Here is a 13,479-nt window from a genome sequence, read left to right on the forward strand (position 1 = left end):
CGTCCTATCCGCCGATGGGGCCGTTGTCGTTCTTCCACACGACCACGGTCGACGGCCGGGCCAGCGAGGTGCCGCCGTCGGGCCAGTGCGACGAGGCGTTCTCCACGGTGGCCTCGTCGTTCTCGCCGGGGTGCTGCACGTTGACCAGCACGCGGGTGTCGGTGACGACCGGCCCGCAGGTCTCCGCCTCGAAGGGGACGGTGAGGAACTGCTTGGTCAGGCCACGGGTCGCCCCCTCCAGGGAGACGGCGAACAGGCCGTCGTTGGACCCCAGGGCGTTGCCGTCGGTGGAGATCCACAGGTTGCCGCGCGGGTCGAAGGCGAGGTTGTCGGGGCAGGAGATGGGGGAGACGCTGGACGCGTCGAATCCGCCGAAGTACGTCTCCGCCGCGCCCGGGTCGCCGCAGACCAGCAGCAGGTTCCAGGTGAAGTCCTCGCCGGCGTGGTCGTCGTCCATCTCCAGGACGTACCCGTTCTTGTTCTCCTTGACCGGGGCGTACTCCATCGCCGGCTCGTCGTCCTTCCCGGGACGCGCGGCGCCGCGGTACTGGTTGTTGGTCAACGCGGCGTAGACCCGGCCGGTGGTGGGGTGCGGCTGGACGTCCTCGGGACGGTCCATCTTCGTCGCCCCGACCTTGTCGCCGGCGAGGCGGGTGAAGATGAGCACCTCTTCGCCGGACATCCCGTCGACGTGGGACTCGGCGGTGCCGTCCGGACGGCAGGTGGCGAGCTTCACCCAGCGGCCGGTGCCGTCGTAGGCCCCGTCCTCCGGCAGGGTGTTCTCCCGGAAGTCGTCGGAGTTGCCCTCGAACACGGCGACGTAGAGGACGCCTTCGTCGAGGGCCTTCATGTTCTCGCGCCGGGCCGCGGCCGCCTGGCGCGGGGAGTCGGCGGGGGCGTCGACGAACTTCTTCGAGGACACGAACTTGTAGATGTACTCGAAACGCGAGTCGTCGCCGGAGTACGACACGATGGTGCCGTCGTCGGTGACGTGGATCGCGGCGGCCTCGTGCTTGAACCGGCCGAGCGCGGTGTGCTTGACGGGCGTGGAGTTCGGGTCCCACGGGTCGACCTCGACGACCCAGTTGAAGCGGTGCGCCTCGTTGGGCTCCTTGGCGATGTCGAAGCGGTCGTGGAAGCGCTCCCACTTGCGGGCGGTCTCGGCGTCCTCCATGCCGTAGCGGGCGAACCGCTCCTGCGCCGTCTTGCCCTTGGCGTCCGCACCGCCGGCGAAGTACTGGTCGACGTTCTCCTCGCCGGACAGGATCGTGCCCCAGGGGGTCACGCTGCCGGCACAGTTGTTGAGTGTCCCGCGCACGCGGGTGCCGGTCGGGTCCGCGGAGGTCTTCATCAAGTCGTGGCCGGCGGCCGGTCCGGTGACAAGGAACTCGGTGTCGCCGGTGATGCGCCGGTTGTAGCGGCCGATGACCGGTGCGAGGTGCCCGTCGGAGGTGTTGCCCTCGACCTCCACGACGGACAGCCCGTGGTTGGCGATCTCGATGAGGACCTGGTCCTCGGTGGGGTTGTCGGTGTCGTACCCGGGGAACATCTGCTGCGGGGTGGTGTACTCGTGGCTGGCGAGCAGGAGGTAGCGGTTGTCCTCCCCGGCGACCGGCACCAGTTCGCCGAAGTCGCAGTTGTAGCCGAACTGCTTCGCGGCGCCCTCGGGGGTCTGCTTGTCGACGGACCACGGTGCGGCGCCTTCGACGACGGCGTCGCCCCAACGGATGACGACCTCGCTGCTGTAGCCGGCGGGGACGGTGACCGCGTCCTTGGTGTTCGGTGCGACCATGTCGAAGCGCATGCCGGCCGGGGCGGACGGCGTACCGGCACCGGCCGCGCGGGACGACGACGCCGTCGTCGAGGCTGCCGGTGAGGAGCCGTCGCCGCAGGCGGCGAGGAGGCTGCCGCCCCCGACGACGACCGCCGCGGTGCCGGCGCCGCGCAGCAGGCTACGGCGGTCGAACTCCCGGCGCACGATGTCGCGGAAGTAGGTGTTGCCGGAGGTGTTGGGGACCGGCTTGGAGCAGGCGTCGCCGCACTTGTACACGCAGGTGCGGTGGGAGCGGCTGGAGGTGAAGTCTGATGTGGACAGGAGGTTTCGGCCGAGCAGCGGCATGGGTGTCTCTTCTCGTCGGGTCGTCACAGCGTGGTCGGTGGACGAATCTAGGGAGCCCGGGCGTCGTGAGGCTGTCCGGTAGGTGGACGGAAGGTGAACTCCGTCACCACCAGCGCCGATGGTGTTGTAACTGTAACGTACGTTCGGTACAGTTCGGGACCGTGCACAACCCGTGCGGAAGGAACCAGGACGCACCGTCGGACACCGGTGGCGACTGGGATACACAGGAGGTAACGACCGTGAGCCACACGAAGACGACGACGGCGGGGCCGGCGTCCGGGCGTCCGGGCGGAGGTGCCGGGACCCCCGCCGCACCCTCGGCCACCACGCCGGCCCAGCGGTGGACGTTCCTCGGCATCATCAGCCTCGGGCTCTTCCTCGTCGGCGCGGACAACTCGATCCTCTACACGGCCCTGCCGGTGCTGCGCGACGAACTGCAGACCACCGCACTGCAGGGGCTGTGGATCATCAACGCCTACCCGCTGGTGCTCGTCGGGCTGCTGCTCGGCACCGGCACCCTCGGCGACAAGATCGGCCACCGCGTCATGTTCCTCACCGGGGTGAGCGTCTTCGGCGTCGGCTCGCTGCTCGCGGCCTTCTCGCCGAACGCGTGGATGCTCATCGCCGCCCGCGCCGTCCTCGGGTTCGGTGCGGCGACGATGATGCCCGCCACCCTGGCGCTGATCCGCCAGACCTTCACCGACGTCCGTGAACGCAACACCGCCATCGGCATCTGGGGGTCCGTCGCCGTCGTCGGCGCGGCGTCCGGGCCGGTGATGGGCGGGTTCCTGCTGGAGCACTTCCACTGGGGCACCGTCTTCCTGATCAACGTGCCGGTCGCGGTCGCCATCCTCGTGGCGACCGCCGCGTACGCCCCCGCCAACTATGCCGACCCGTCCCGCCACTGGGACGTGCTGTCCTCGGTGTGGGCCATGCTGACGATGGTCGGTGCGGTCATGGCGATCAAGGAGATCGCCAACTCCGAGGGCAGTGCGGGCCTGGTCCTGGGCTCGGTCGGTGTGGCGCTCGTCGGCGCCGTGCTCTTCGCGCACCGCCAGAACCTGCTGAAGCGACGGGGCATGCCCGCGCTGCTGGAGTTCGCGATCTTCCGCGACCGCATGTTCGCCGGCGGCACCCTCGCCGCGATGTTCGCGATGTTCGTGCTGGCAGGTGCGGAGCTGATGACCACGCAGCGCTTCCAGACCTCGGGCGGGTTCAGCCCCCTGGAGGCCGGGCTGCTGGTCGCCTCCGCGGCGGTGCCCGCCATCCCCGCGTCGATCCTCGGCGGCATGAACCTGCACCGTCTCGGCTTCCGCACGCTGATCACCGGTGGATTCGTCATCGGGGCGGCGGGTGTGGCCACCGTGGTGTGGGCCGTCCCGGACCAGCCGCTGTGGGCCGCCGTGATCGGCCTGGGCCTGGTCGGTGTCGGCTCGGGCTGCGTGATGTCGGTGTCGTCGTCGGCCATCATCGGTTCGGCCCCGGAGAGTAAGGCGGGGATGGCGTCGTCGGTGGAGGCGATCTCCTACGAGTTCGGCACGCTGCTGTCGGTGGCTATCCTGGGTAGCCTGATGCCGATGTTCTACGCGATGCGTGCCCCCGCCGAGGTCGCGCACGACGTGGACCACGGAGTGGACCATCCGGTGTTCGGTGCCGCGGCCGCGGACGCCTACGACACCGGCTACCTGCTGGTGCTGGTGATCGGTGGCGTCGTCGCCGTCGTCGCCGCCCTGGTGACGGCCTGGTGCTTCCGTGGCAACCCGAAGGAGGCGAAGTACTCTGCGCACGAGTAAGAAGGACGTGATCCTGCGGGCGGCCGTCGGCATCGTCGAGGCGGACGGCCTGGACGCGGTGACCTACGAGTCCCTCGCCGAGGCGTCCGGGATGTCCAAGTCGGGGCTGGTCTACCACTTCCCCTCGCGCCACGAGCTGATGCTCGGGGTGCACCGGTATCTCGCCGACCAGTGGGAGGACGACCTGGAGACCGCGGCCGGTGGCCCGGCGGACCAGGTGTCGGCGTCGGAGCGGTTGCGGGCGATGGTGTTGTCGTTGAGCCGCTCGGCGACCCGTGCGGACCTGCTGCTGCAGGTGGACTCCCGCACACACCGGGATTTCGTCGAGGTGTGGCGGGCGGTCGACCAGCGGTGGCTGCCGGCGGTCGACGGGGTCGAGGAGCCGGGGGAGGGCGGTGACCTGAAGCGTGCGGCGTACCTGGTGCAGATGCTGGCCGACGGTCTCTGGATCCACGACCACGTGCACGACCACCCGCTGACCGCGGCACAACGCACGGCGCTGACGGCGGCGATCCTGGAGCTCATCCCCTAGGGGCTATCGCCGATTACGTCTCTGCCACATTCCACATTGAGAGATGTGCAGGTCAGGGTGTTTTTTGGGTGGGGCGTTTGAGGCGGAGGCGTAATCGGCCAGGGTCGTCACCACCGGCCGGGGCGCCTACAGTGGGCGGCGATGACCCACGCACACGACCACCACGACTCCTGCACCCCCGACCTCGACCGCGACCTGGTGGTCACGGGTGCCCGGCCGGCCGGGGAGTCGCCTGGCCACGACCGGCGCCGGCCGCAGACACCGCCGCCACCACCTCCTCCTGCGGCACCTGTCGTCGAGGTGACCCCGCTGTCGCTGGAGACGGAGGTCATCGCCCGGTCGTCGCAGGTCCCGGTGGTGGTCCTCCTCGGTTCGTCGGTCGATCCGCGGACGTCGACGCTGCGCCGTGAATTGGAGAACCGTGCCCATGCGGCCCGGTTGAGGTGGATCCTCGGCGTGGTCGACGCCGACCGGTTCCCGCAGGTCGTCGGGGCCTTCCGGCCTGCGGCGCTTCCGTCGGTGGTCGTCGTGGCCGGTGGCACGGGTGTCGGCACCTGGACCACGGCGGACGGTGAGGTCGACTGCGGGGAGTGGGCCGGGGAGGTCGTCGCGACTGTCGCCGGACGGCTCGAGGGGCTTCCGGAGGATGCACCCGTCGACGGTGGCAGGGAGGCGACCGTCGGCGGCTCCGTCGTCACGGACCCCCGGCTCCGGGAGGCGGCGGAGCTGGTCGGACGAGGGGAGGCGGAGGCTGCGCTGGCACTCTACGACCGGATGCTCGCCGAGTACACCGACCCTGCTGCGGTAGGGGCTCTGCGTCGGGCGCGGGCGGCCGTGGCCGTGTTGGCGCGTACCCGGGACATGGACCGTTCGGCGGTGTTGTCGGCGGTGGCGGACGCGCGGCGAGGTCGGCAGGAGGAGCCGGGCACCGACGGTACCGGCGGCACCGTCGACTCCGTCCTGCGTGCCGCGGATGTGCTGGTCCTCCTCGACAGGCCGGTCGAGGCGGTGCAGTTGCTGTCCGGGTCCCTCGTGCATGCCGCGGATGTGGAGAGCATTCGTCCCCGGCTCCTGGAGATGCTGCATCTACTCGACCCCGGTCACCCGGCGGTGTCGGAGGCGCGGCGGACGCTGGCTGCGGCCGTTTTCTGAGAACCCCGGCCGATGTCGGTCGACGGGGGCCCTGACCAACAACGGGCGGGGCCGCGAGCCCCACGGTCACTGTACGAGACCGAAGACTTCCGCGTCGCTGAGCATGGCGGCTTCCAGCTTCCGGAGCAGCGCGGCGCCGTCGAGCTGCACCCCGATGAGCACCACCTCGTTTCCTGGCTCCAGACCGGCACCTCTCCAGGATGCCGCAGGTCGGATCGACAAGTCGGGTCCGGCCTGGTGCCACACCTGGGCATATTCGAGGCGGTCGGCGATCCAGCAGTAACCCTTCGACCGGACCAGTCCCGCGGTGGAGCGCAGTGCCTCGAGGAGTCGTCCGCGGTCGAAGGGACGCTCTCCCCGAAACACGACAGAGCTTATGCCGTACTCCTCGGTCTCCGGGGTGTGGGGGTTCGCCAGTTCCTCGGTGTATCCCTGGTAGGCCCGCGCGGTGGCTTCGTTGTACAGGCGCGCCCCCAGGATTTCCCCGGTGGCGGCACGTCCGTGGACCAGCCCGTCCACCATCACATCGATATACGCCCGCGGGTTCATGCGCCGGACCAGGGTCATGGTTGCTGCAAGCCGGTCCGCGGAGACAAGGTCCGACTTGGTGACGTAGATGCGGTCAGCGAACTCGACCTGGTCGACGAGCAGGTCGGCGACGGTGCGTTCGTCGTCCGGCGTGGCGCCGCGGTCGGCGTCCTGTAGCAGGGTCCGCCCGCCGAGCCCGTCGAGGAACTGGACGGCGTCGACGAGCGTGACCATGGTGTCGATCGGAGCGAGATCGGCGAGCCGAGTGCCGTCGTCCCACTGCCACTCGAAGGTCGCGGCCACCGGCATCGGTTCGGAGATCCCCGTCGACTCGATGAGGATGTGGTCGTAGATTTCAGCGCGGGAAAGGGCCCCGACAGATTCGACGAGGTCGTCGCGCAGTGTGCAGCAGATACAGCCGTTGGTCAGTTCCACGAAATGGTCCTCCCCGCGGGTGAGAAGGCCTTCGCCCGCGATGAGGGCGGCGTCGATGTTGATCTCGGAGAAGTCGTTGACGATGACGGCGATGCGACGGCCGTCACGGTTCGCCAGGACGGCGTTGAGCAGTGTGGTCTTGCCAGAACCGAGGAATCCGGACAGGACGGTCACCGGGGTGCGACGGCGCGTGGCGGTCATACCGGCTCCACCACCCGTCCGTGGTCGAGGACGACGACCCGGTCGGCGCTGTCCGCCTGGTGCCGGTGGTGCGTGGCGATGACGACCGTGGCGCCGGCCTGACTCTCCGCGCGGACCGCCTCGTCGATCATCCTGACGGTGGTGGTGTCCACTGCCGACAGTGGTTCGTCCAGCAGGAGCAGGGGAGCCTGCTGGGCCAGCCCCTGAGCGATGAAGGTGCGTTGACGCTGCCCGCCGGACAGGTCACTGAGGGTGCGGTCGGCGAGGTCGGTGATGCCCATGCGGTCCATGGAGGTGTCGATGAACTCCCGGTCGTGCCGGGTGAGTGGGCGGAGCAGGCCGCGGGCCCGCCACCGTCCCATGGACACGGTCCGGCGGACGGTCACGGGGAACAGGTCGGGTGCGGTGCTGTGTTGGGGTACCAGGGCGGTGTTGGACGGGACGCCGGTCGTCGTTCCTGAAGCAGGGGTCAACGTGCCGGCGAGGATGCCGAGCAGGGTCGATTTTCCGGAGCCGTTGCCGCCGACGAGCGCGGTGACGGTCCCCGGTTCGAGGGTGACGGTGACTGACCGGAGGGACGGTATCCGTGCGTAGTGGTGGGAGATGCCTGTGAGGCGGACTGGTTCACACATTCCTTCATGATAATGATAATCATTATCAAATGGAATTCCTGACAGCTCCCTTCGAGGTCTCGTTCGTCTTCCGGGCACTGCTGGCCGGAGGGTTCGCCGCTGTGCTCTGTGCCTGTATCGGCACCTGGGTCGTGTTGCGTGGACTCGCGTTCTTCGGCGACGCGATGAGTCACGGCATGTTGCCCGGCGTGGCGGTGGCGGCCCTGCTCGGCGGGAACCTCATGCTCGGCGCGGCGGTCAGTGCGCTGGTGATGTCACTGGGGGTCGTCACGGTCAGTCGCACGTCGCGGTTGTCGCAGGACGTGGGTATCGGCCTGCAGTTCATCACGATGCTGTCGCTGGGGGTGGTGATCGTCTCGCACTCCGGGTCGTTCGCCGTCGACCTCACGGCCTTTTTGTTCGGCGACGTCCTCGGTGTCACCCGCGGCGACGTCCTCGTCATCGCCGTCGCCGCCGTTATCGGGGGTCTGGCGTGCCTTGTGTTGCACCGACCGTTCACGGCTCTGACGTTCGACGAGCGTAAAGCGCACACGCTGGGGTTGTGGCCGGGAGCGGCGCACGTGGGGATGCTGGTCCTCGTCGCGGTGGCGACGGTGGCATCGTTCCAGGTGGTCGGTACTCTCCTCGTCTTCGGGTTGTTGATCGGTCCTCCTGCGACGGCGTTGTTGCTGGTCCGGGGGATCGGTCGGGTCATGGCGGTGGCGGCGGTGGTCGGGGTGGCGCAGGTGTATGTCGGACTGCTGGTCAGCTGGTACGCGGAGACTGCTGCGGGGGCGACGGTGACCCTGTTGGGCGGGGTGTGCTTCCTGGTCGTCTTGGTGGCAAAGGCGGTTGTGTGTAGAGTCGGCATCCGTACTGCAAATGATAATCATTATCAGTAGAGGAGAATGATGACGTTACAGCGCAGAACACGCGCCCGTCCGCCCGTTCCGTCCCGTCGCCTTGCCGCCGTCGTCGCAGCTCTTGCCGTCCCTACCCTGGTCATGGGGCTGGCTGCCTGCGGTGTCGAGGACTCCGGATCGGAGCCGGCCGCCACCTCCGGTGCGACCGACATGCCCCACGGCTACGTCGAGGGCGCGGACGAAGCCACCGAACCCCAGGTGCGGCTGTCCACCGTCGACGCCGACACCGGTGCACTCACCCTGGTCGACCTGCTGACGGGTGACCCGGTGGATGCGCCGGCGGGACCCGCCGGGGAGCAGTCGGTCGTGCTCAAGGAGTCCGACGGCCGGTTCCTGTTCACCGCCGACGACACCGGCGTCACTGTCACTGACACCGGCGTATGGACCGTCGACCACGGCGATCACAACCACTACTACCGGTCCGACCCCTCCCTGGTCGGCACGGTGGACGGCGACACCCCCGGCCACGTGGTCTCCAACGGCTCGCAGGTCGCGATGTTCTTCGACGGCGACGGCGCGGTGAAGGTCGTCCCGCGACAGGGGCTCGGGGACGGGGAGCTGACCGAGGACGTCTCGTTCGACGTCGGTGCCCACCACGGGGTTGCGGTCCCTTTCGAGGACCACGTCCTGACCACGGTTCCCGGGGCCGGTGACGGGGATCTCCCCGCCGAGATCGCACTGTACGACGACAGCGGTGAGGAGGCGTCGGGCGAGCTCACCGGTGAGACCACATGCCCCGAGATTCACGGTGCGGCAGGCCTCCGCGACCATGCGACTTTCGCATGCGGGGAAGGTGTCCTGACAGTGGACGACGATCTCACCGCCACTGTCACCCCGTACCCGCAGGACGCGGACGGGCGTGCGTGGTCGCTGGTGGCGGGCCGGGACGTCGTGGCTGCGCCGTTCGAAGACGGCGGGCTTGGAGTCCTCGACCCGGAATCGGGCGAGTGGCACGTCGCCGATACCGATGCCCCGGTGGTCTCAGCGGCGGTCGCACCGGATGACTCGACCGTCTTCGCCGTTGACGAGGACGGCGTGGGCTATGTGGTCGACGCCGGCTCCGGCGAGGTCACCGCGCAGCGACAGCTGGTGGACGGCGGTGGCGACACGGCTCCGTCGGTCGTCCTCACCCGGGAGCGCGGATATGTCTCCGACCCGGCGGCCGGCACCGTCGCCGAGCTTGATGTGCGGGACAACCTGCGCGAAGCTCGCAGCATCGACGTCGGCGGACACCCCGCGGCAATCGCTGTGACGGGGGACAAGTGATGAACCGCCTCCGAATCCTCACCGCCACACTGGTCTCCGGGTTGCTCGCCTCCGTCCTCGTGGCCTGTGGCAGTGACGCCGAACGTCCGAGCATCGTGGTCACCACGAACATCCTCGGTGACGTCGTCTCCCGGCTCGTCGGCGACTCCGCGGACGTCCGGGTCCTGATGAAACCCAACGCCGACCCGCACTCCTTCGGTATCTCGGCGCGTGAGGCCGGGGACATGCAGCAGGCCGACCTCATCGTCGCCAACGGGCTGGGACTCGAGGAAGGACTTGGATCGAACCTCGACAACGCCCGCGAAGAAGGGGTCGACGTCCTCGAAGTCGGTGAAGAGATCGACCCGCTCCCGTACGCCTCGGGCGGGGACGAAGGCGACCTTGACCCGCACTTCTGGACGGATCCCGGCCGCATGGTCACCGCCGCGGGCATCATCGCCGACCACCTGGCAGACGCGGTCGACAGTGACGTCGGCGAGGAGATCCGGTCCTCCGCCGCGGCCTACCGTGCGGAGCTGGATGACCTCGATACCGAGGTGACAGAGCTCCTGGGCTCTGTGCCGGAGGACCGTCGGAAACTGGTGACCAACCACCACGTGTTCGGCTACCTCGCCGACCGCTTCGGCTACGACGTGATCGGCACCGTCATCCCCGGCGGCACCACCCTGGCCGCACCGTCGGCGGCGGACCTGCGGGACCTGAGTACCACTGTCCGTGACAACCGGGTCCCGGCGATCTTCGCCGACTCCTCCCAACCTCAGCGCCTCGCCGACGTCCTCGCCGACGAGGCCGGGATCACCGTCGACGTGGTCCCCCTGTTCACCGAATCGCTCACCGGGCCGGACGGTGAGGCGGACACCTACATCGACATGCAACGCACGAACGCCGAGCGTATCGCTGACGCGCTCGGCTGACACCTGACTTTCACCTGACCCTCGAGAAGGAGAACCCATCATGGCCCCAACGTCCCGGATCCACAACCCACGCCGCCTCCGCCGTAGCGCCACCGCCGCGGTGGCGGCGAGCCTCTCCGCCGTCCTGGCCCTGTCCGCCTGCTCGTCCGGTGAGGGCGACGGCGACCGTGCGGAGGAACCCACCGCCGAGGCGCAGGCCGTCGACGCCCCGCAACCCCGCATCCTGACCACCTACGACGGGGGCGTCCTCACCCTCGACGCCACCACCCTGGAGGTGATCTCGGACGAGAAGGTCGACGGCTTCAACCGGCTGAACCCGCTCGGCGACGGTCGCCACGCCCTGTTGTCCACCGGGGACGGCTTCCGGCTCGTCGACGCAGGCGTCTGGACCGAGCCGCACGGCGACCACACCCACAGCTACGCCGGGGAGCCCGTCCTCACCGACACGGTCTTCGGTACCGACACCCCCGGTCATGTGGTCAGCCACGACGGCAACGTCGCCCTGTTCGGTGACGGTGACGGGAAGATCCAGCTGTTCAAGGCCGAGGACTTCCGCGGCATCTCCGGCGGCGACGGCGACGACGTCCCGGAGCCGACGGTGGTGATGGTGGACGACCCCCACCATGGGGTCGCCGTGGAGCTGTCGGACGGGACGTTGCTGCACACCGAAGGGACGGAGGAGCACCGTGACACCGTCGTGGCGGTCAGTACCGATGGTCAGGAGATCGCGTCCAGCAACGACTGCGAAGGCGTGCACGGGGAAGCGACCGCCGCCGGCGAGGCCGTCTCCTTCGGCTGCGAAGACGGTGTCCTGGTCTACAAGGACGGTGGGTTCACCAAGATCGATGCCGAGGACCGCTACGGGCGCTCCGGCAACCAGGCCGGGACCGACACATCCCCGGTGGTTCTCGGCGACTACAAGGTCGACGAGGACGCGGAACTCGAGCGTCCGACCAGGATCAAGCTGACGAACACGGAGGACAACACCGCGCGCCTCGTGGACCTGGGGACCTCCTACAGTTTCCGTTCGCTCGCCCGCGGGCCCGAAGGTGAGGCGTTGGTGCTGGGGACCGACGGAAAACTGCACGTCATCGACCCAGAGACCGGCGAGGAGACCGCCGCCTGGCAGGTCGTGAACGAATGGGAGGAGCCGGTGGAGTGGCAGGAGGCCCGCCCGACCCTGTTCGTCCAGGGAGACCGCGCGTACGTCTCTGAACCGTCCACCAAGGAGCTCCACGTGGTGGACCTGTCCACCGGGGAAATCCTGACCTCCGCCGAGCTTCCCGAGACCCCGAACGAGCTGACCGGCGTCACCGGGTAGCGGCCAGTAACCAGCCCCGGAAGTGATCGACGGCGGAACCTCGTGTGGGGCGACAATAGTCGGGTTTTCCTGGTTCTTCGGCGTTCTAGTCTCCGTCAGGACGGCGGATGTTTACCCAGGATGCGACATCTCGTCTACCGTCGGCGTCGTTCCCGGCACTTACGAGAGTGCCGTCAGCGCATAGGCCAAGCGTGTGGGTGGATCCCGCTGCGATCGCGACCACGTCCCTCCATAGTGCGACATCGAATTGTCCGTAGCTGTTGTCGCCAACCGCGAGAACACGACCGGTTGCAGTCACGCCCACGGTGTGATGGCTCCCGGTGGACACCGCTACGATTTCTTCCCGCTGGGCGACGGCGCTTTCCACAGACGCCGGGCCCCTTGTGGTGAGGACTTTCCCGTCTCGCCTTAAACCGATGGTGTGGAAGCAACCGGCGGCCACGGCAGTGAGGTCCTGCCATTCTTCGACGGCACACTGACCCCGCTGGTTGTTGCCGGTTGCCAGGGCTGATCCGTCCTCGCGCAAACCGACTGAGTGCCAGTCTCCGCACGAGACCGCTGTGATATCTCGCCAGGTCTCCGTGTCGCACGCGTCCTCGGCACGGCGGCCGGTCGCCACTACCGTCCCGTCCAGCCGGACGCCGAGCGTACGTCGCCAGCCTGCTGCTACTGCTGCGATGTCGCGCCATTCCCCGATGTCACACTGCCGGTCGTGATTCCACCCTGTCGCCAGCACGGAGCAGTCGGAACGAAGAGCGACGGTGTGCGATTTTCCTGTGTTCCCGGCGGTGTGAACATTGCCTGCCGCGACGGCGATCACGTTCTCCCAGCGGTCGACATCACATTCGCCGGCTCTGCCATCACCGACTGCCACCACTGTGCCATTCTGTTGTACCGCGACCGAGTGACGACGGGCAGCCGCCAACACCGCCCCTTTTCCTCGAACCGCTGGCTCCATATAATCAGGATAGGCTTTCTCTCCAGTTTTCAGCATCGTCATTGGCGCGGACGTGGAACACCATCCGAGTCCATTTGGAGGCGATACACGGGCTGGCGGTGGATGCCGGCGTCACCGGGTAGCGGACAGTAACCAGTCCCGGAAGTGGTCGACGGCGGAACGGTACCCGCCAGGGTACGTGGATTCCAGGGTGGCCTCGGCCCTCTGGAGGAAGAGTTCACTGAGGTCCACCTTCATCTCCCTGCTCCATTCGAGACGTCCGTCATCGAGAGAGGTGTCGGTCTGCGCTCCTGGATATTCCGCAGTCGTACGGCTTCTGTCCCGGGAAATACGTAGGAATGATCCGGTGCTGTCGGAGTGGATCTCCACATCGCCGAATATGAGGGTGGTGTACTTCCTGCACATCATTCCGCCTGTGCTGCATGGCCTTTCATGCAGCAGCCAGTGCCGCACATCGTTGACAGCCGCAGTGTAGCCGCCCGGGTAGGACGTCTCCAGTTCGTCCGTGGCCCGACGGAGGAGTCGCTCGCTCAGGGAGATCTTCTCGTCCCGTGTCCAGGCGGACCTGCCCTGCTCCAACGGTGTGTCCGTATGCGTGTCGGGCGTCGTCCACTGCAGCCGGGAACCGTCCGGCCGGCAGATACGCACGGAGGATCCGCTCCAGTCCGAGTAGATCTCCACTGTGCCGAAACGCAAGGTCGTGAACTGCGTGATGTCCATGCGGCG

General features: G+C 68.2%; 12 protein-coding genes. 7 read left to right on the forward strand and 5 right to left on the reverse strand.

Going from position 1 to position 13,479, the window contains the following annotated elements; all coding sequences use genetic code 11:
- Positions 1-4: 4 nt before the first annotated feature.
- The gene (locus MUN33_RS08650; RefSeq protein WP_244804522.1) at positions 5-2,119 is read right to left on the reverse strand and encodes a PhoX family protein; all 2,115 of its coding nucleotides are present in this window, start codon (positions 2,117-2,119) and stop codon (positions 5-7) included.
- A gap of 356 nt (positions 2,120-2,475) precedes the next feature.
- Here MUN33_RS08650 and MUN33_RS08655 point away from each other — a divergent pair, with 356 nt between their 5' ends.
- From MUN33_RS08655 to MUN33_RS08665, 3 genes are all read left to right on the forward strand, one after another.
- The gene (locus MUN33_RS08655) at positions 2,476-3,912 is read left to right on the forward strand and encodes an MFS transporter (RefSeq protein WP_244804678.1); all 1,437 of its coding nucleotides are present in this window, start codon (positions 2,476-2,478) and stop codon (positions 3,910-3,912) included.
- A gap of 7 nt (positions 3,913-3,919) precedes the next feature.
- A complete protein-coding gene (locus MUN33_RS08660; RefSeq protein ID WP_244804523.1) occupies positions 3,920-4,444 on the forward strand; it encodes a TetR/AcrR family transcriptional regulator in 525 nt (174 codons plus the stop codon).
- Positions 4,445-4,585: 141 nt separating this feature from the next.
- The gene (locus MUN33_RS08665) at positions 4,586-5,596 is read left to right on the forward strand and encodes a tetratricopeptide repeat protein (protein WP_244804524.1); all 1,011 of its coding nucleotides are present in this window, start codon (positions 4,586-4,588) and stop codon (positions 5,594-5,596) included.
- A gap of 66 nt (positions 5,597-5,662) precedes the next feature.
- On the opposite strand, the gene MUN33_RS08670 is transcribed toward MUN33_RS08665, so the two are convergent.
- Entirely contained in the window at positions 5,663-6,760 is a 1,098-nt protein-coding gene (locus MUN33_RS08670; RefSeq protein ID WP_244804525.1) for a GTP-binding protein, read from the reverse strand.
- Positions 6,757-7,392, reverse strand: a complete 636-nt coding sequence (gene aztA, locus MUN33_RS08675; RefSeq protein WP_244804526.1) for a zinc ABC transporter ATP-binding protein AztA — start codon at positions 7,390-7,392, stop codon at positions 6,757-6,759. The genes MUN33_RS08670 and aztA overlap by 4 nt, the downstream gene beginning before the upstream one ends.
- A 29-nt stretch (positions 7,393-7,421) precedes the next feature.
- Here aztA and aztB point away from each other — a divergent pair, with 29 nt between their 5' ends.
- From aztB to aztD, 4 genes are all read left to right on the forward strand, one after another.
- Positions 7,422-8,273 carry a zinc ABC transporter permease AztB gene (aztB, locus tag MUN33_RS08680; RefSeq protein WP_244804527.1) on the forward strand — a complete coding sequence of 284 codons (852 nt, stop codon included), beginning with the start codon at positions 7,422-7,424 and terminating at the stop codon, positions 8,271-8,273.
- Positions 8,274-8,375: 102 nt separating this feature from the next.
- Positions 8,376-9,560, forward strand: coding sequence for a hypothetical protein (locus MUN33_RS08685; protein WP_244804528.1), 1,185 nt, complete (start codon positions 8,376-8,378; stop codon positions 9,558-9,560).
- Positions 9,560-10,474 (forward strand): zinc ABC transporter substrate-binding protein AztC, encoded by a 915-nt coding sequence (aztC, locus tag MUN33_RS08690; RefSeq protein WP_244804529.1) that lies wholly within the window; start codon positions 9,560-9,562, stop codon positions 10,472-10,474. The genes MUN33_RS08685 and aztC overlap by 1 nt, the downstream gene beginning before the upstream one ends.
- A 40-nt stretch (positions 10,475-10,514) precedes the next feature.
- Entirely contained in the window at positions 10,515-11,795 is a 1,281-nt protein-coding gene (gene aztD, locus MUN33_RS08695; RefSeq protein WP_244804530.1) for a zinc metallochaperone AztD, read from the forward strand.
- Positions 11,796-11,880: 85 nt separating this feature from the next.
- Here aztD and MUN33_RS08700 read toward each other — a convergent pair whose 3' ends face one another.
- Both MUN33_RS08700 and MUN33_RS08705 read right to left on the reverse strand, forming a co-directional pair.
- Entirely contained in the window at positions 11,881-12,795 is a 915-nt protein-coding gene (locus tag MUN33_RS08700) for an RCC1 domain-containing protein (RefSeq protein ID WP_244804531.1), read from the reverse strand.
- Positions 12,796-12,864: 69 nt separating this feature from the next.
- A complete protein-coding gene (locus MUN33_RS08705; protein ID WP_244804532.1) occupies positions 12,865-13,473 on the reverse strand; it encodes a hypothetical protein in 609 nt (202 codons plus the stop codon).
- Between the last annotated feature and the right edge of the window lie 6 nt (positions 13,474-13,479).

Origin of the sequence: Corynebacterium kalidii, from assembly GCF_022869005.1 — a bacterium.
Classification (GTDB): domain Bacteria; phylum Actinomycetota; class Actinomycetes; order Mycobacteriales; family Mycobacteriaceae; genus Corynebacterium; species Corynebacterium kalidii.